Source organism: Streptomyces sp. NPDC026522, from assembly GCF_055567555.1.
The window spans coordinates 358,804-376,105 of record NZ_JBVHQF010000003.1; the positions used below are offsets into that span (position 1 = coordinate 358,804).

A 17,302-nucleotide genomic window follows, 5' to 3' on the forward strand; every position below is an offset into this window, starting at 1 on the left:
TTATCGGCCAACATCAATGATTCGGCCTGACCGTATCTACAGCCCGGCGTCCCTGGCCAGCAGGGCGGCCTGGACCCGGTTCTCGCACTCCAGCTTGGCCAGGATCCGGCTCACGTACGTCTTCACCGTCGCCTCGCTCATGTGCAGCCGCCGCCCGGCGTCCGCATTGGACAGTCCCTCGCCCAGGAGGGCCAGAACCCCGCGTTCGCGCTCGCTCAGCTCCGCGACCAACCGCCGGGCCGCCTCGCCGCGCCCGGCGGCCCGCCCCGAAGCCAGTTGGTCGACCACGTGCCGGGCCGCCCCGGGCGAGAGGTACGCGTCCCCGGCCGCGGCCGCCCTTACCGCTCCGATCAACTCGCCCGGTGCCGAGTCCTTGAGCAGGAATCCCGCACCGCCCTGGCTCAGTGCCCGCAGGACGTTCTCCTTCTCGCCGAAGGTGGTCAGGACCAGCGCCCGCACGTCGGGAACCGCGCGGCCCAGCTCACCGAGGGCCGTCAGCCCGTCCATGACGGGCATCTGGATGTCCAGCAGCAGCACGTCGGGGACGTGGGCGCGGGCCAGCTCCACCGCCTCCCGGCCGTTCGCCGCCTCGGCCACGACCTCGATGGCCGGCGCCGAGGTCAGGATCATCCTGATCCCGGCCCGGATCAGCGGCTCGTCATCAGCGATCACCACTCGGATCACTCCGGCTGTCACCCGCGCTCCTACTGTTGGACCTCGTACGCCTGCTTGTCGACGAGCTTGCCGTCCTTGAAGCAGAACCGGAAAACCGTGTCGGTGGCCATTCGGGAGTCCTCCTCGGACAGGAGCACCAGACAGTCGGCGCCCTCCGGCCGCGGCGGCCCCTTCCGCTCCATACCCGAGGTCAGGATGCTTCCCCCGTCCGGCAACCGGTCGCGGACCGCCTTCTCCGGCTCACCCACGCGCACGGCGTCGAAGTCGGCACGGCTGATCATCGCGTCCGTCGCCGAACTCACCACCAGCGCCAGTCCCGCCCCGACCACGATCACCAGCAGCACCACCGCCGCGAAGGCGATACCGCACCCCAGAGCGACGCCCCCGGTCCGGGTGCGCCCGGGCACCTCCAGCTCACGGTCGACCGCCGCCCAGTCCATCGGCGGCGCGTCCTTCAGCACCGGCGGCCGTGCCTGCTGGCCGAAGTCGTCGGCCACCTCCTCCGCCCCCGCCGGCTCCGCTCCGTACGGCAGCACACCGGCCACCCGGAACCCGCCGCCCTCGGCCGCGCCCGCGTACACCATCCCGCCCACCAGCCGGGCCCGCTCCCGCAGCCCGGTCAGCCCCTGTCCGCCCGACACCACGTCGGCGTCGCCCGCTCCGGCCGCGGGACCGTTGGCGATCTCCACCACCAGCGAGTCGTCCTCGTACCGCAGCTCCACAGTGATCCGCGCGCCGGGGGCGTGCTTGTAGGCATTCGTCAGCGCCTCCTGCACGATCCGGTAGGCCGCGTGGTCACAGGCCGCGGCCAACGGCCTCGGCTGCCCCGAGGTGGTCAGCCCTACGTCGGTCCCGACGCTCCGGGCCGCCTCCACGATCGCGGCGATGCCCGCCACGCCGCGCGCCGCGGGCTGCGCCGCCTCTTCGGCCGGGACCGGGGCCTCGACCCCGTCGCGGAGGATCCCGACGACCTCGCGCAGCTCGTGCATGGCCGCGACCGAGGCCTGCCGCAGCACGCCCACCGCCTCGCGCTGGTGGTCGGTGAGCTTCGGATCCACCTCCAGCGCACCCGTGTGCACGGAGATGAGCGCCAGCTGGTGGCCCAGGCTGTCGTGCATGTCCTGGGCGATCCGCTGCCGTTCCCGCAGCCGGGCCTGGCCGGCGACCATGGCCCGCTCGCGCATCAGCTGCCCGTTGCGCTCCTGGAGGGCACGCAGCAGGGTGCGGCGCTGGGACCAGTAGCGGCTGGCCAGCCCCGGCATCACCGTGGTCGCCAGGAACATCAGCGCCGAGAAGACGATCACCAGTAGCGGCCGCATGTACGACCCCTGCTCCACCACGCTCAGGCCGACCTCGGCGACGAAGGCCACCGTGAAGGCGCCCAGCGCCCGCCCCACCCCGACGATCCGGCGCCCCGCCGACCAGCCCAGCAGACTCGTGACCAGCAGGGTTCCGGGCAGGAACGGGGACACGGCCGCCGCCACGACCAGCGTCGCCACCGGCAGCCGTCGCCGCAGCAGCACCAGCAGGGCCACGGCGACCGCACTGGCCAGCATCCGCTGCTCGGAGCCGTGGTCGAGCTCCTCCACACCGAGCCCGAGCACCACCAGCACTCCGACGAGCGCCAGGTCCACCGCCAGGGTGCGCCGGGTCCACGGCTCGGGACCCTTCAACCAGTCCCAGCCCGCTCGCATCCTCGCCGTCGCATCCACGAGCCCGACCCTAGACACCGGGACACGCCGTCGGCCGTCCTCCTTCGTCGCGCGTTGCGCGACGAAAGTCGCCGGGCGGGACGACGAGGACGGCGAGCGGCCCTCAGGTGTCCCCGGCCTCGCGCAAGGCGTCGGCGCGGTCGGTGCGTTCCCGAGCTGGCCGAAGTGGCCCTGCAGCGCCCTCCTCTGACCCCCCGCCGGCCCGCAACGTCGCCTCCCTGATCAGCCGTGCGGCCTCGGCCGGCCGGTCCGCAGCGAACCGGACCCGGCGGGCCATGACGGGGCCGCCCCGCCGGAACCGCACCGCCACCGGCTCCGACAGGACGAGGACGACGGTGGTGGCACTGGTGACGGAGCACGCCACCGCCTCCCCGTCGTCCGGTGCCCTCCGCAGCCCGTGCCCGACCGTCAGCCCGTGCTCGGCCCGCACGCCCACCACCTGCGACAGCGGCAGGCACAGCCCGCGCAAGGGCCCGGTCCGCAGCCACAGCACCCCACCGTCCAGCAGATGCGGCGTCCGGACGGTCATCGCGCAGACCCCGGCGCAGAGCACGAGCGTGCCCCCGACCCACAGCAGGTGCCACACCCGCAGCGCGGGCGGGACCATCGCGTCGACGACGACCTCGACGACCAGGTCCGCCCCGGCCACCGCCCAGAGCACCAGCCGCGCGTCCGCGGAATGCGAGATCGCCCGAACCCCCTCGGGCACCGCCACCGGCTCGCGCCGCAGCCAACCGGCCAAGTCCCTCAGCAGGGTCACCAGCCACACCACGGCCGGCCTTCCCGTCGTTTCCCCGTGGACCGTCCCCATGCCCCCACTCTGCTCGCGGCGGCCGGCGGTCCAGCGGGACGGATGTCACCGGCTTCCGTGCACAACCCACGGTCCGGTCATGACGTACGTCACCGGCGCCCACGCGCCTGACGCAGCCTCAGCGCCGCGATCACGAAGGCGGCCGCCCGACCACCCCACCCACGCCCCGCCCACGAACCCTCCGCGGGACAAAGCAAAACGGCCGCCACCGCTTTCGCGATGACGACCGTTTCGTCGTTGCCAAGAACACCGTTTCATCGGCGTCCTCAGTGGGCGAGGGGGGATTTGAACCCCCACGTCCCGAAGGACACTGGCACCTGAAGCCAGCGCGTCTGCCGTTCCGCCACTCGCCCGAGCAGCTCCCCAGCGGTTCTTCCCTTTCGGGCCGTTCCCCTGGCGACGTCGAAACATTAGCACGTCGGACGGGGTGGAATCACATCGCTTTCCGTCCACCCGCCACCACCGCCACGACGGTCCCCTCCCGCACTCCGCTCCCGGTGCGGGACACTGTCCCTGGAGCGCCCCTACGATCCCTGTGAGGACCAACACTCCTGCGCACGGGACCGGAGGGGAACCACCCGAATCCGCCACGCGTGGATACGATCAGTAAGCAGTACAGGGCGACAACGACGGAGGAGGTGCCCCATGGGAGTTCTGAAGCGGTTCGAGCAGCGACTCGAAGGTCTGGTGAACGGCACCTTCGCCAAGGTCTTCAAGTCCGAAGTCCAGCCGGTGGAGATCGCCGGCGCCCTCCAGCGCGAGTGCGACAACAACGCCACCATCTGGAACCGCGAGCGGACCGTCGTACCCAACGACTTCATCGTGGAGCTCAGCACCGGCGACTACGACCGCCTGAGCCCGTACTCCGGCCAGCTCGGCGACGAGCTCGCGGGCCTCGTCCGCGACTACGCCAAGCAGCAGCGCTACAGCTTCATGGGCCCGATCAAGGTGCACCTGGAGAAGGCCGACGACCTGGACACCGGTCTCTACCGCGTGCGCAGTCGCACCCTCGCCTCCAGCACCTCCCAGCAGGGCGCCCCCCAGGGGCAGGGCCAGGCTCCGCAGCAGGGCGGCTACGGGTACCCCCCGGTCGACGCCCCGCCCATGCCGAGCGCGCCGCCGCCCGGCGGCCCCGCAGCGCGCAGGGGCAGCCCCGGTGCCGCCCCCGGCCCGGGACCGGGCGCCCCGGGCAGCACGCGCCGCTGGATCGAGATCAACGGCACCCGCCACCAGATCTCGCGCCCCACGCTCGTACTCGGCCGAAGCACCGAGGCCGATGTGCGGATCGACGACCCCGGCGTATCGCGCCGGCACTGTGAGATCCGGACCGGAACGCCCCCGACGATCCAGGATCTCGGGTCCACCAACGGCATCGTGGTGGACGGGCAGCACACCACCCGCGCTACGCTCCGCGACGGCTCGCGGATCGTCGTGGGCAGCACCACCATCATTTACCGGCAAGCCGAAGGGTGAAGCGGGGGCAATGTCAGAGCTGACCCTGACGGTCATGCGGTTGGGTTTCCTGGCCGTTCTGTGGCTGTTCGTCATCGTGGCCGTTCAGGTCATCCGCAGCGACCTCTTCGGAACGAGAGTCACGCAACGCGGCTCCCGCCGCGGCGGCGGCGCAGGCGGTGCCCCGCAGCAGACGGGGCGCGCCAGCGCGCCCCCGCAGCAGCGGCAGCGCCGTGGGGCGCCCACCAAACTCGTCGTGTCCGAGGGCACCCTCACGGGCACCACGGTCGCCCTGTCCGGGCAGACGATCACCTTGGGCCGCGCCCACGACTCCACGATCGTGCTGGACGACGACTACGCGTCCAGCCGCCATGCCAGGATCTACCCCGATACCGACGGCCAGTGGATCGTCGAGGATCTCGGGTCCACCAACGGCACCTATCTCGACCGGACCCGGCTGACCACCCCGACGCCCATCCCGCCGGGCGCCCCGATCCGCATCGGCAAGACCGTCATCGAGCTGCGGAAGTAGTACGAGAATGAGCGAGCGGAGCGAGCGAGCCGCGGCGGTCCGTCCCAGCGGGGACACGGACCCGAGCGCGCTCCCGACCGGAGGGTGGGCAGTGTGGCTCGAGACCGGTTGTACCCGGAGGCAGCGTCGACAGGGCAGGTGCGCATGAGTCTGTCCCTGCGGTTCGCCGCCGGATCGCACAAGGGCATGATCCGCGAGGGCAACGAGGACTCCGGTTACGCCGGCCCCCGCCTCCTCGCGATCGCCGACGGCATGGGCGGCCAGGCCGCCGGCGAAGTCGCCAGCTCCGAGGTGATCTCCACCCTCGTGCAGCTCGACGACGACGTCCCGGGCTCCGACATCCTCACCGCCCTCAGCGTCGCCGTGCAGCGCGCCAACGACCAGTTGCGCGTCATGGTCGAGGAGGACCCGCAGCTGGAGGGCATGGGCACCACCCTGACCGCCCTCCTGTGGACCGGCCAGCGCCTCGGCCTCGTCCACGTCGGCGACTCCCGCGCCTACCTCCTGCGCGACGGCGTCCTCACGCAGATCACCCAGGACCACACCTGGGTGCAGCGCCTCGTCGACGAGGGCCGCATCACCGAAGAGGAAGCCACCACCCACCCGCAGCGCTCGCTGCTGATGCGGGCCCTCGGCAGCGGCGACATCGTCGAACCGGACCTGTCCATCCGCGAGGTCCGGCCCGGTGACCGCTACCTCATCTGCTCCGACGGTCTCTCCGGCGTCGTCTCCCACCAGACCCTGGAGGAGACCCTCGCCGACTACCACGGCCCGCACGAGACCGTGCAGTCCCTGATCCAGCTCGCCCTGCGCGGCGGCGGCCCCGACAACATCACCTGCATCGTGGCCGACGTCCTCGACACCGACAGCGGCGACACCCTCGCCGCCCAGCTGAACGACACCCCCGTGGTCGTCGGCGCGGTCGCCGAGAACCAGCACCAGCTCTTCGACGGCAACGCCATGCAGACCCCGGCCGGCCGCGCCTCCGGGCTCGGCCGCCCGGCCGCCCCGCCGGCGGGGGCCTTCGGCCCGCCCGGCAGCGGCGACCACCCCGGCTACGGATACCCCGACCAGGGCCAGGGCGGCGGTGGGTACGGCAGCTTCGGCGACGCCGACAGCAGCGCGTACGACTCAGATTCCGGCTACGAGGACACGTACGACAAGCCCCGCAGGCGCCGCGGCAAAGGGCGCAAGTGGACCACCCGGACCCTGATGCTGCTGCTCGTCGCGGGTGTGGTCGGCGGCGGCGTGTACGCCGGGCACCGCTGGACCCAGACCCAGTTCTACGTGGGCGTCAAGGACGAGCACGTCGCGCTGTACCGCGGCATCAGCCAGAACCTCGCCTGGATCCACCTCTCTCAGGTGGAGACGGACCACCCCGACATCGAACTGAAGTACCTGCCGTCCTTCAAGCGCAAGCAGGTCGAGGGCAATATCGGCGAAGGCAGCCTCGACGGAGCCCGCAAGAAGATCGACGAGCTCGGCGCCCAGGTGTCCGCCTGCAAGAAGGACGAAGCCCGCCGCGCCGCCGAGGCGCAGAACAGCCCGACACCCGGCCCCAGCCTGACTCCCGCGGAGCAGCAGCTGGCCGCCCAGTGCGAAAAGCCGTAGCCACACGCGGGCACAGGGGGCCTGCCACACCATGAGCGTTGTCACCAACACGACCACCATCGGCGCGATCGAGCTGCCGAGCCGGCGGAACACCGAGCTCCTGCTGCTCGCGTTCGCCGTGGTCATCCCGATCTTCGCCTACGCCAACGTAGGCCTGTCGGTCCACGGGAAGCTGCCCCCGGGCATGCTCACCTACGGGCTCGGCCTCGGCGTGCTCGCCGGCCTCGCGCACCTCGTCGTACGCCGCTACGCCAAGTACGCCGACCCGTTGCTGCTGCCGATCGCCACGCTGCTCAACGGGCTCGGGCTCGTGATCATCTACCGGCTCGACCAGTCCGAGCGGCTCCAGAACCTCGCCAAGCGCCAGTTCGGCACGTTCACCGAGTCCGCCCCGCGCCAGATGATGTACACCGCGCTCGCCCTCGCCCTGTTCGCGGTGGTGCTGCTGGTCCTCAAGGACCACCGCGTGCTCCAGCGGTTCACGTACATCTCCATGGCCGCCTCCCTGGTCCTGCTGATCCTGCCCGTCGTCCCGGGCCTGGGCGCCGACGTCTTCGGCGCCAAGATCTGGATCAGCGTCGGCGGCTTCTCCATCCAGCCCGGCGAGTTCGCGAAGATCGTGATCGCGATCTTCTTCGCCGGCTACCTGATGGTGAAGCGCGACGCCCTGGCCCTGGCCAGCCGCCGGTTCATGGGGCTCTACCTGCCGCGCGGCCGTGACCTCGGCCCGATCCTGATGATCTGGGCGATGAGCCTGCTCGTCCTCGTCTTCGAGAACGACCTCGGCACCTCGCTGCTCTTCTTCGGCATGTTCGTGATCATGCTGTACGTGGCCACCGAGCGCACCAGCTGGATCGTGATCGGCCTGCTCATGTCGGTCGGCGGCGCCGTCGTCGTCGGCACCACCGCCAGCCACGTCAAGGTCCGCGTCACCGCCTGGCTCGACCCCTTCGCCTGCTACAGCAAGTCCGGCGCGTGCGAGCAGGTCGGCCAGTCGATCATGAGCTTCGGTTCCGGCGGGGTCCTCGGCACCGGCTGGGGACAGGGCAACTCCGACCTGATCGGCTTCGCGGCCAACTCCGACTTCATCTTCTCCACCGTCGGCGAGGAACTCGGCCTCTCCGGCGTCATGGCCTTCCTCCTGCTCTACGGCCTGATCATCGAGCGCGGCGTCCGCACCGCCCTCGCCGCCCGCGACCCGTTCGGCAAGCTCTTCGCCATCGGCCTCTCCGGCGCGTTCTCGCTGCAGATCTTCGTCGTCGCCGGCGGAGTCATGGGCCTCATCCCCCTCACCGGCATGACCATGCCCTTCCTCGCCTCGGGCGGTTCCTCCGTCCTCGCGAACTGGGTGCTCATCGCCATCCTCATCCGGATCAGCGACACCGCCCGCCGCCCGGCCCCGGCCCCCGCCCCGTCCCCCGACTCCGAGATGACCCAGGTGGTCCGCCCGTCATGAACAAGCCCCTGCGCCGCATCTCGCTGTTCTGCGGGCTGCTCGTCCTCGCGCTGCTGATCCGTACGAACTGGCTGCAGTACGTCCAGGCCGAGGAACTCAGCACCCGCAAGGAGAACCGCCGGGTCCAGATCGCCCAGTACGCCACCGAGCGCGGCAACATCATCGTCGAGGGCCAGCCCATCACGGGCTCCGCGGTCACCGACGGCAGCGACTTCAAGTTCAAGCGGACGTACCTCGACGGCCCGCTGTGGGCGCCCGTCACCGGCTACGCCTCGCAGGCCTTCGGCTCCACTCAGCTGGAGAACATCGACGACGGCATCCTCACCGGCAACGACGACCGGCTCTTCTTCGACCGCACCATCGGCATGTTCACGGGCGAGAAGAAGCAGGGCGGCAACGTGGTCACCACGCTGAACGCCGCCGCCCAGAAGGCCGCCTACCAGCAGCTCGGCACCAAGAAGGGCGCCGTCGCGGCGATCGACCCGCGGACCGGCGCCATCCTGGCCCTGGTCAGCACGCCGTCCTACGACCCGTCCAAGTTCGCCGGGTTCTCCAAGGACGACGGCAAGGCCTGGCGCGAGCTCAACGACAGCGAGGACAAGAACCTCGTCAACCGCGCTCTGCGCGAGACCTACCCGCCGGGCTCCACCTTCAAGGTCGTCACGGCCGCCGCGGCGCTGGAGAACGGCGTCGTCACGGACATCGACGCGGCCACGGACACCCCCGAGCCGTACATCCTGCCGGGCACCAAGACCCCGATGGTCAACCACGCCAGCGGCTGCGAGAAGTCGAGCCTGAACAACGCGCTGCGGGTCTCCTGCAACTCGGTCTTCGCGAACATGGGCGACAAGGTCGGCCGCGACAAGATGGTCGACATGGCCCAGAAGTTCGGCTTCAACAGCACCATCGACACCCCCGTCCGCGCCTTCGCCAGCGTCTACGACAAGACCATGGGCCGGGACGGCAACGCGCAGAGCTCCATCGGCCAGTTCAACACGGCCGCCACCCCGCTCCAGATGGCCATGGTCACCGCGGCCATCGCCAACGACGGCAAGCTGATGAAGCCCTTCATGGTCGACCAGCTGACCGCGCCCAACCTCGACGTGATCGAGAAGCACGAGCCGCAGGAGATGAGCCGGCCCCTCTCCGCCGCCAACGCGCAGAAGGTCCAGCAGATGATGGTCAACGTCGTCGAGAACGGCACCGGCACCCCGGCCAAGATCAAGGGCGTGACGGTCGGCGGCAAGACCGGTACCGCCCAGCACGGCGAGAAGAACGCCAAGCGCCCCTACGCCTGGTTCATCTCCTACGCCAAGCTCCCGGACGGTTCCTCCCCCGTCGCCGTCGCCGTCGTCATCGAGGACAGCGCCGCCGACCGCGAGGACATCACCGGCGGCGGCCTGGCGGCGCCGGTCGCCAAGGCGGTCATGGAAGCCGTCGTGAAGAGCAAGGGGTGAGAAGCGGAGACAGGATCCGAGCGCTCGGTACCGGTCTCGTATCAGCCTGTGGTCACGAGACGATCACCTCCGATCGGCCGGTAGCCTTTGCGCGAACAGCACACCGCCGGACCACACACCGGTGCGGTCGGGACTGACGGAGAGGGCTGCAAGTATGGAAGAGCCGCGTCGCCTCGGCGGCCGGTACGAGCTGAGCCACGTGCTCGGCCGTGGTGGCATGGCCGAGGTCTACCTCGGTCACGACACCCGGCTCGGCCGTACCGTCGCCGTCAAGACCCTGCGCGCCGACCTCGCCCGCGACCCGTCCTTCCAGGCCCGGTTCCGCCGCGAGGCCCAGTCGGCCGCATCGCTCAACCACCCGGCGATCGTCGCCGTCTACGACACCGGCGAGGACTACGTAGACAACATCTCCATCCCGTACATCGTGATGGAGTACGTCGACGGGTCCACCCTGCGCGAGCTGCTGCACTCCGGCCGCAAGCTGCTGCCCGAGCGCACCCTGGAAATGACCATCGGCATCCTCCAGGCGCTCGAATACTCGCACCGCGCCGGCATCGTGCACCGCGACATCAAGCCCGCCAACGTGATGCTGACCCGCACCGGCCAGGTCAAGGTCATGGACTTCGGCATCGCCCGCGCCATGGGCGACTCCGGCATGACCATGACGCAGACCGCCGCCGTGATCGGCACCGCCCAGTACCTCTCCCCGGAGCAGGCCAAGGGCGAACAGGTCGACGCGCGCTCCGACCTCTACTCCGCCGGCTGCCTGCTCTACGAGCTCCTCTGCGTCCGGCCGCCGTTCGTCGGCGACTCCCCGGTGGCCGTCGCCTACCAGCACGTACGCGAGGAACCGCAGCCGCCGTCGAACTTCGACCCCGAGATCACGCCGGTGATGGACGCCATCGTCCTCAAGGCGCTGGTCAAGGACCCCGACTACCGCTACCAGTCCGCCGACGAGATGCGCGCCGACATCGAGGCCTGCCTCGACGGCCAGCCCGTCGCCGCGACCGCCGCCATGGGCGCCGCCGGATACGGCTACGGCGACCAGGGCCACGGCTACGGCCACCAGGGCTACGACGCGCCCACCACCGCCCTGCGCAGCCCCGACCCCGGCCAGACCTCGATGATGCCCCCGGCCGCCCCGGGCGACGGCGGCTACGGGTACGGCGACCAGGGCCACGGCGGCTACGACCAGGGCGGCCACGGCCGCCGGCCGCAGAAGAAGAGCCGCGCCTCGACGGTCCTGCTGGCCGTCGCCGCCGTCCTCGTCCTGGTCGGCGCCATCCTCATCGGCCGCACCATCTTCACCGGCGGCGCCGACAACCGGCCCTCCGTCCCGAAGCTGATCGGCGAGACCCTGGCCTCGGCCCAGGAGCGGGGCAAGAACGTCGGCCTCTCGGTGGTCCAGGACGGCGAGATGCCCTGCGACGACCAGCCCAAGGGCCGCGTCTGCCAGCAGACCCCGGCACCCGACATCAAGGCCGACAAGAACTCCCCGGTCAAGGTGAAGATCTCCTCGGGCGCGCCCAAGGTCGCGGTCATCGACGTGATCAGGATGAAGTACGAGGCGGCCGAATCCGCGCTGACGGCGAAGAACTTCCAGGTCGAGAAGAAGCTCGTGGAGTCCGACCAGTCGCCCGGCATCGTCCTGGACCAGGACCCGAAGTCCGGCGTCGAGGCGGAGAAGGGCTCGGTCATCACCCTGACCGTCTCCAAGGAGATCGCGAAGGGCACCGTCCCGGACCTCACCGGCAAGACCCAGGACGCGGCGGCCAAGCTGCTCTCCGACGCCAAGCTCAAGCTCGGCAGCGTCACCGAGGTCGACCCGCCGGCCGGCACCACGCCGGCGCCGAAGACGATCGTGGCGCAGCAGTACGCGCCGGGCCAGGAACTCGCCAAGGGCACGGCGGTCAACGTCAGCATCGCCAAGGCCGCAGCCGCGACGCCGACGGCGGTGCCGCCGCTGACCGGTCAGACCGTGGCCCAGGCCAAGCTGACCCTCCAGGCGAGCGGCCTGGTCTTCGGCTCGGTCCTCGCCGGTCCGACGGACGACAACGCAGTGGTCCTCGACTCGAACCCGGCGGTCGGCACTCCGCAGCCCGCCGGCACGGTGATCAACGTCCGCACCGTCAAGGGCCAGGACGGCGGCGGCTTCTTCGGCGGCCTCACCGGCGGCACGCGCCGCTGAACCCGGCGCCACGGCAACGGCCCGGCCCCTCCCCGCTCCGGGACGGGGCCGGGCCGTTCCCGTCAGCGCAGTTCCGCGGGCGGGGTGCGCTCGGCGTCCACCTTCTCCGTGCGCACCAGCTCGCCCCACACCACGTACCGGTACTTCGAGGTGTACACGGGCGTGCAGGTCGTCAGCGTGATGTAGCGGCCCGGGGCCGTCCTGCCCGACTCCTTGGGGACCGGGTTGATCACGTCCACGTCGTACTTCGAGGTCTGGCGCAGCTCGGCGAAGACCTTGTACACGTACCAGGTGTCGCGCGTCTCGAAGACGACCGCGTCGCCGGTCTTCACCTTGTCGATGTCGTGGAACTTCGCCCCGTGCCCGTCGCGGTGCGCCGCGAGCGTGAAGTTGCCCTTCTCCTCCCACGGCAGCGCCGCCTTGACCGGCTCCGTGTAGTACCCGGCGACCCCGTCGTTGAGCACCTCCGGCGACGTGCCCGGCTTGACCAGCACCTCGCCGTTGTCCATCGCCGGTACGTGCAGGAACCCGATGCCGCCCTGAGTGTCCAGCGCCCCCGGCGGCTGGGGCGCGTTCGTCCCCGGGGCGGTCTGCCACTGCCGGCGGACCTCGTCGCCGCGCGCCGACGCCTGCCGGTCCGCGAGCACGTTCGTCCACCACAGGGAGTACGCGACGAACAGGCCGAGGACCAGGCCCACGGTGATCAGGAGCTCGCCCAGCAGGCTCAGGAACCCGGCGAGCACACTGCGGCTCCGGGGCGGCGGTGCGGAACGGCGGCGGCGGGCACGAGACACTGCGGATTCGTCCTCTGTGGCGTACGTACGGTCGGCTTACGGGCTGTTCAACGCGGGCGGGGCACCCTGACTGCGGGGGCGTTCCCCGGTCATCCTGCCCCATACGATCATCCGGTAGGTGCTGGTGAACTCAGGTGTGCAGGTGGTCAGCGTGATGTACCGGCCGGGGCCGGTGAATCCGGAGCCCTGGGGAACCGGCTTGATCACCGACACGTTGGCCGGTGAGGTCTGCGGCAGCGCGGAGGTCATCTCGTAGGTGTAGTACGCGTCCCGGGTCTCCACCACGATCGGGTCGCCCGGGACCAGCCGGTTGATGAAGCGGAACGGTTCCCCATGGGTGTTCCGGTGGCCGGCCAGCGCGAAGTTCCCCTGCGCGTCGGACGGCATCGCCGTCTTCAGCGGCCCCTCGCCGTAGTGCCCGACCATCCCCTTGTCGAGCACCTGCGTCTTGCTGACGCCCTCCGCCACCGGCACCTTCACGTCCAGTTTCGGGATGTACAGGATCGCGAAACCCTGGCCGGGCTCGAACGCCGCCACGGGCGGCGCGGCCGGCCCGCCGGGGGCCCGTTCCCAGTTCTGCCGGAGCGAGCCCGCGGCCCCGTCCGCCGTCCGCTCCGCCAGCACGTTGGTGTACCAGAGCTGGTAGGTGACGAACAGCAGCAGCACCACGCCGACGGTGATGAACAGCTCCCCGAGGGCCCGGCTCAGCACCACCAGCGGGCCGCCCGGGCGCGGACGCCTGCGGCGGCGTCCGCCGCCCCCCTTGCGCGCCCGCGCGTGCGTACGCTTCGCGGCCTCCTGTGCCGCCCTGCGCCGCGCGGCCCGGCCCCCCGTGGGGGCGGACGGCGCGACGGCTGTCACGCGACGGCCTTGCCCACCACCGGGGCCAGGCCCACCGACCGCTCGACGGCCCCGGCGTCACCGCAGCGCACGAGCCAGTTCGCGAGCATCCGGTGGCCCCACTGCGTCAGCACGGACTCGGGGTGGAACTGCACGCCCTCGACGTCGTGCTCCCGGTGCCGGAGCCCCATGATGATCCCGTCCTCGGTGCGCGCGGTGACCTCCAGCGCGTCGGGCAGGGTCCCCGGCTCCGCCGCGAGCGAGTGGTAGCGGGTCGCGGTGAACGGCGACGGCAGTCCGGCGAACACGCCGAGCCCCTCGTGCACCACCGGCGAGGTCTTGCCGTGCAGCAGCTCCGGCGCCCGACCGACGACGCCCCCGTAGGCGACGGCCATCGACTGCATGCCGAGGCAGACGCCGAAGACCGGGACGCCCGTCCCGGCGCAGTGCCGGACCATGTCGACGCAGACGCCGGCCTCCTCCGGGGTGCCCGGGCCGGGGGAGAGCAGTACGCCGTCGAAACCGTCCTGGGCGTGGGCGAGCTCCACCTCGTCGTTGCGCAGCACCTCGCACTCGGCGCCGAGCTGGTAGAGGTACTGGACCAGATTGAAGACAAAGCTGTCGTAGTTGTCGACAACCAGAATGCGCGCGCTCACGGAGCAGCTCCCGATCCCTCGTCCACCGTCACGTCGTTGAACGGAAGGAGCGGCTCGGCCCACGGGAAGACGTACTGGAACAGCACGAACACCACCGCCAGGACCAGTGCGAGCGAGATCAGTGCGCGTACCCATGCGGTGCCGGGCAGGTGCCGCCAGATCCAGCCGTACATCGCGCCTGCTCCCCTCTCGTTCCACGTTCCTCCCACGCACCGCGGGAGCGGTACCGCAACAGACTAAAGCCAGCGGCCGTAAGAGGGGGGTCACCTCGGCAATCCCTCCGGCGGTCCCTGGGCGGCCGGGCGGGTTCCGGTGAGCTCCGCCCACACCACCAGGCGGTGGCTGTGGCCCCATTCGGGCTCGCAGGTGGTCAGCGTCAGGTACCGGCCCGGGGTGGCGAAGGGCGAGCGCCGCGGCACCGGATCGACCACCCCGGTCTCGGTGGGCAGGATGCGCAGGGGCTCCGACCGGACGGTGTACGTGTACCAGGCCGCGGCGTCCTTGATGATCACGGCGTCCCCGGGACGCAGCTCCGGCACGTCCTTGAAGGGGTCCCCGTACGTCCGCCGGTGCCCGGCCACGGCGACGTTCCCGCTCTCCCCGGGGCGGGCCGAGCCCGGGTAGTGGCCGAGGCCGCGCTTGAGCGGCTCGGGGCCGGTGCCCTCCAGCAGCGGCTTGTTCCAGTCGGCGCCGAAGCGTGGGACGTACATCTCGGCGAAGGCCTGCCCGTCGGCCAGCGGCGGCCGGGCGGCGGGCGCGGGGGCGGGGGCGGTAGGCGCGGGGGCGGCGTGCCCCGCGGGCCGCTCGGGGGCCGCCGCCCAGCTCTCGCGCAGCCGGGCCACCTCGCCGTCCATGGCCCGGTCGGCCCGGACCCCCGTCCACAGCAGCAGGTACGCCACGAACAGCACGATCAGCGTCCCGGCCGTCAGGCACAGTTCGCTGAACGTCCGTACCAGCAGGCGCAGTACGACGTCAGGGCGTGGGCGTGGGCGTGGCGGGTTCCACCGGCTTCGCATAGTGGAGGTCCACTGTGCCGGAGTAGCCGGGCAGTGTCAGCGCCTTGTGCTCGTCCACTTTCCAGCCGAGGCCGTACGCGGTGACGTACAGCTGGTAGTTCTGCAGGGCCGGGGAGGCCGCCAGCGCCTTGCGCAACGCGCCCGGGTCGCCGACCGCGGAGACCTTGTAGGGGGGCGAGTAGACCCGGCCCTGGAGGATCAGGGTGTTGCCGACGCAGCGCACGGCGCTGGTGGAGATCAGGCGCTGGTCCATGATCTGGATGCCGGTGGCGCCGCCCTGCCACAGCGCGTTCACCACGGCCTGGAGGTCCTGCTGGTGGATGACCAGGTCGTTGGGCTGGGGGTCGGGCACGTTGGGGATGCGGGGCGTGGCGTTCGGCGGAGCGTCGTTGAGGGTGACCGTGAGCCCCTTGCCGGAGATCTCCTCGGTGCCCGAGGCCGCGCGCAGGGCCGCCAGCCTGGCGTCCTCGGCCTTGCTGCTGCCGTCGTCGCGCTCGGCGAGGGCGTCCACCTGGCCGCGTACGGCAGCGGTGGTCTGTTCCAGCTCCGCGTTGTTCTGGCTGCGTTCGTGGATCAGGTCGGAGAGCTTGAGGAGCGAGGCGTCCGTGCGGATGTTCGTACCCTTGGACGTGTTGAAACTGGTGACGAAGATGAGGCCCGCGAGGGCGAAAACGGCGGCGGTCAGCAGCCGGACCGGGCGGAGCCGGCGGCGGGGACCCGCGGAGGAGTCGTCGGAATCGCTCAACGTACCCTTCTCCTTCAACGCCACAGGTCCACTACGCTAACGGACGCCCGGGGCAGGCAAGGTCCCCAGCGCATCGACAGGAGAGCCCCTCGTGCCGAAGTCACGTATCCGCAAGAAGGACGACTACACGCCGCCGCCGACGCGGCAGCCGCAGGCGATCAGGTTGACGAACCGCAGCTGGGTCGCCCCGGTCATGCTGGCGTTCTTCCTGATCGGCCTGGCCTGGATCGTCGTCTTCTATGTGACCGACACCCAGCTGCCCATCGAATCACTGGGCAATTGGAACATCGTGGTCGGTTTCGGCTTCATCGCGGCGGGGTTCGGCGTCTCCACGCAGTGGAAGTAGCCCGGCCGGCATAGCGCAATCCCACCGTCGACGGAAGCTCTCCCCATGAGTTATCCACAGCGTCATCCACACCTGAGGAAAAGGCAGAAGATCTGTGGATAACTCTGTGGAGAGTTGACGCCGGTGTGATCAGGTGAGTGCGGACAGCCCGGCCGTTCTGACCATGATCAGCACGACTGCCAGCAGGAACACCGCCGCGCAGCTCCCCCACTGGACCAGGGCCCGCTTCCTGCCGGAGGCGGGCAGCAGCAGCCCCAGCGTGACCAGCGCCCCGGTGACCAGGCCGCCGACGTGCGCCTGCCATGACACGCTGATGCCGCCGACCTGGACGAAGGTCAGCCCCAGCATCAGGGCGAGCATGATGATCACCGGGCGCATCTCGTACCGCATCCGGCGCGCGAGGACGGCCGTGGAGCCGAGCAGGCCGAAGATGGCGCCCGACGCACCGAGGGTCGCCGTGTTCGGCGCGGTCAGCAGATAGACGAGGACGCTGCCGCCCAGGCCCGACAACAGGTACACCGCGAGGTAGCGGACCCGGCCCAGCGCGGCCTCCAGCGGGCCACCGAGCACCCACAGGCCGATCATGTTGCCGATCAGGTGCCACCACTCGGTGTGCAGGAACACCGAGGTCAGCAGGCGGTGGTACTCGCCGGTGGACACCCCCTCCAGAGGGCCTCCGTAGTACTCCACGTAGCGGCCGAGCAGCTCCAGCCGTACGGGCAGGCCGGGCACCAGCTGCGCGACGAGGAAGAGCGCGACGTTGAGGCCGATGAGGATCTTGGTGACCAGGTGCGGGTCGGCGGCGACCACACCGCCGGCCAGGGTCCGCGGCGCGTTCGCGGCGGGGCCGTGGCCAGTGCCGGAGCCCTCACGGACGCACTCGGGGCACTGGAAGCCGACCGAGGCGCTGATCATGCACTCGGGGCAGATCGGGCGCTCGCAGCGGACGCAGCGAATCCCCGTGTCGCGGTCCGGGTGGCGGTAACAGCCCGGCAGACGGTCGGTGTCCAT

16 protein-coding genes, 1 tRNA gene and 1 pseudogene are annotated in these 17,302 nt (G+C 70.9%); 7 read left to right on the top strand and 11 right to left on the bottom strand.

From position 1 onward, the window contains the following. Window positions 1-36: 36 nt before the first annotated feature. The 4 genes from ACZ4M3_RS10040 to ACZ4M3_RS10055 all read right to left on the bottom strand — a co-directional run bounded on the left by ACZ4M3_RS10040 (window position 37) and on the right by ACZ4M3_RS10055 (window position 3,551). Entirely contained in the window at window positions 37-696 is a 660-nt protein-coding gene (locus ACZ4M3_RS10040; RefSeq protein WP_467731126.1) for a response regulator, read from the bottom strand. Between the two features lie 8 nt (window positions 697-704). Beyond that, window positions 705-2,369: a sensor histidine kinase gene (locus ACZ4M3_RS10045; protein ID WP_467731344.1), complete on the bottom strand. Its 1,665-nt coding sequence runs from the start codon at window positions 2,367-2,369 to the stop codon at window positions 705-707. Between the two features lie 121 nt (window positions 2,370-2,490). Next, window positions 2,491-3,198, bottom strand: a complete 708-nt coding sequence (locus tag ACZ4M3_RS10050; RefSeq protein ID WP_467731127.1) for a hypothetical protein — start codon at window positions 3,196-3,198, stop codon at window positions 2,491-2,493. 270 nt (window positions 3,199-3,468) lie between these two features. Further along, a tRNA-Leu gene (locus ACZ4M3_RS10055) sits at window positions 3,469-3,551 on the bottom strand. Window positions 3,552-3,843: 292 nt separating this feature from the next. Here ACZ4M3_RS10055 and ACZ4M3_RS10060 point away from each other — a divergent pair. The 6 genes from ACZ4M3_RS10060 (at window position 3,844) to pknB (ending at window position 11,894) form a co-directional block, all read left to right on the top strand. Next, window positions 3,844-4,671 (top strand): FhaA domain-containing protein, encoded by an 828-nt coding sequence (locus ACZ4M3_RS10060; protein ID WP_467731128.1) that lies wholly within the window; start codon window positions 3,844-3,846, stop codon window positions 4,669-4,671. Between the two features lie 10 nt (window positions 4,672-4,681). Then, the gene (locus tag ACZ4M3_RS10065) at window positions 4,682-5,182 is read left to right on the top strand and encodes an FHA domain-containing protein FhaB/FipA (protein WP_467731129.1); all 501 of its coding nucleotides are present in this window, start codon (window positions 4,682-4,684) and stop codon (window positions 5,180-5,182) included. A 144-nt stretch (window positions 5,183-5,326) separates the two neighbouring features. After that, entirely contained in the window at window positions 5,327-6,793 is a 1,467-nt protein-coding gene (locus tag ACZ4M3_RS10070; RefSeq protein WP_467731130.1) for a PP2C family protein-serine/threonine phosphatase, read from the top strand. 31 nt (window positions 6,794-6,824) lie between these two features. After that, window positions 6,825-8,249 (top strand): FtsW/RodA/SpoVE family cell cycle protein, encoded by a 1,425-nt coding sequence (locus ACZ4M3_RS10075; RefSeq protein WP_467731131.1) that lies wholly within the window; start codon window positions 6,825-6,827, stop codon window positions 8,247-8,249. Further along, window positions 8,246-9,706, top strand: coding sequence for a peptidoglycan D,D-transpeptidase FtsI family protein (locus ACZ4M3_RS10080; protein WP_467731132.1), 1,461 nt, complete (start codon window positions 8,246-8,248; stop codon window positions 9,704-9,706). Before ACZ4M3_RS10075 ends, ACZ4M3_RS10080 begins: the two co-directional genes overlap by 4 nt. A 154-nt stretch (window positions 9,707-9,860) precedes the next feature. Continuing rightward, window positions 9,861-11,894, top strand: a complete 2,034-nt coding sequence (gene pknB, locus ACZ4M3_RS10085; protein WP_467731133.1) for a Stk1 family PASTA domain-containing Ser/Thr kinase — start codon at window positions 9,861-9,863, stop codon at window positions 11,892-11,894. Window positions 11,895-11,956: 62 nt separating this feature from the next. Here the strand turns inward: pknB and ACZ4M3_RS10090 are convergent, their stop codons facing one another. The 6 genes and pseudogenes from ACZ4M3_RS10090 to ACZ4M3_RS10115 form a co-directional block, all read right to left on the bottom strand. Next, window positions 11,957-12,688, bottom strand: a complete 732-nt coding sequence (locus ACZ4M3_RS10090) for a class E sortase (RefSeq protein ID WP_467731134.1) — start codon at window positions 12,686-12,688, stop codon at window positions 11,957-11,959. Between the two features lie 36 nt (window positions 12,689-12,724). Further along, a pseudogene (locus tag ACZ4M3_RS10095) lies at window positions 12,725-13,402 on the bottom strand (class E sortase); the annotation flags it as partial. Between the two features lie 143 nt (window positions 13,403-13,545). Further along, complete coding sequence (locus ACZ4M3_RS10100; RefSeq protein ID WP_453409200.1) at window positions 13,546-14,184, bottom strand: aminodeoxychorismate/anthranilate synthase component II; 639 nt, start codon at window positions 14,182-14,184, stop codon at window positions 13,546-13,548. Beyond that, window positions 14,181-14,357 (bottom strand): hypothetical protein, encoded by a 177-nt coding sequence (locus ACZ4M3_RS10105; RefSeq protein WP_453355894.1) that lies wholly within the window; start codon window positions 14,355-14,357, stop codon window positions 14,181-14,183. Before ACZ4M3_RS10105 ends, ACZ4M3_RS10100 begins: the two co-directional genes overlap by 4 nt. 90 nt (window positions 14,358-14,447) lie before the next feature. Continuing rightward, window positions 14,448-15,200 carry a class E sortase gene (locus tag ACZ4M3_RS10110; RefSeq protein ID WP_467731135.1) on the bottom strand — a complete coding sequence of 251 codons (753 nt, stop codon included), beginning with the start codon at window positions 15,198-15,200 and terminating at the stop codon, window positions 14,448-14,450. Beyond that, window positions 15,157-15,945, bottom strand: coding sequence for a DUF881 domain-containing protein (locus tag ACZ4M3_RS10115; protein WP_467731136.1), 789 nt, complete (start codon window positions 15,943-15,945; stop codon window positions 15,157-15,159). The genes ACZ4M3_RS10110 and ACZ4M3_RS10115 overlap by 44 nt, the downstream gene beginning before the upstream one ends. A gap of 91 nt (window positions 15,946-16,036) precedes the next feature. Here ACZ4M3_RS10115 and crgA point away from each other — a divergent pair, with 91 nt between their 5' ends. Further along, entirely contained in the window at window positions 16,037-16,291 is a 255-nt protein-coding gene (gene crgA, locus ACZ4M3_RS10120) for a cell division protein CrgA (RefSeq protein WP_190185596.1), read from the top strand. A 129-nt stretch (window positions 16,292-16,420) separates the two neighbouring features. Here crgA and ACZ4M3_RS10125 read toward each other — a convergent pair whose 3' ends face one another. After that, on the bottom strand, window positions 16,421-17,302 hold the full coding sequence (locus ACZ4M3_RS10125) for a rhomboid family intramembrane serine protease (protein WP_467731137.1): 882 nt from the start codon (window positions 17,300-17,302) through the stop codon (window positions 16,421-16,423).

Coding starts and splice junctions, on each gene's coding strand:
- ACZ4M3_RS10125 (WP_467731137.1), bottom strand. CDS start 17,302: ATGGACACCGACCGTCTGCCGGGCTGTTACCGCCACCCGGACCGCGAC.
- ACZ4M3_RS10105 (WP_453355894.1), bottom strand. CDS start 14,357: ATGTACGGCTGGATCTGGCGGCACCTGCCCGGCACCGCATGGGTACGC.
- ACZ4M3_RS10045 (WP_467731344.1), bottom strand. CDS start 2,369: ATGCGAGCGGGCTGGGACTGGTTGAAGGGTCCCGAGCCGTGGACCCGG.
- ACZ4M3_RS10050 (WP_467731127.1), bottom strand. CDS start 3,198: ATGGGGACGGTCCACGGGGAAACGACGGGAAGGCCGGCCGTGGTGTGG.
- ACZ4M3_RS10080 (WP_467731132.1), top strand. CDS start 8,246: ATGAACAAGCCCCTGCGCCGCATCTCGCTGTTCTGCGGGCTGCTCGTC.
- pknB (WP_467731133.1), top strand. CDS start 9,861: ATGGAAGAGCCGCGTCGCCTCGGCGGCCGGTACGAGCTGAGCCACGTG.
- ACZ4M3_RS10060 (WP_467731128.1), top strand. CDS start 3,844: ATGGGAGTTCTGAAGCGGTTCGAGCAGCGACTCGAAGGTCTGGTGAAC.
- ACZ4M3_RS10075 (WP_467731131.1), top strand. CDS start 6,825: ATGAGCGTTGTCACCAACACGACCACCATCGGCGCGATCGAGCTGCCG.
- ACZ4M3_RS10110 (WP_467731135.1), bottom strand. CDS start 15,200: ATGCGAAGCCGGTGGAACCCGCCACGCCCACGCCCACGCCCTGACGTC.
- ACZ4M3_RS10065 (WP_467731129.1), top strand. CDS start 4,682: ATGTCAGAGCTGACCCTGACGGTCATGCGGTTGGGTTTCCTGGCCGTT.
- ACZ4M3_RS10070 (WP_467731130.1), top strand. CDS start 5,327: ATGAGTCTGTCCCTGCGGTTCGCCGCCGGATCGCACAAGGGCATGATC.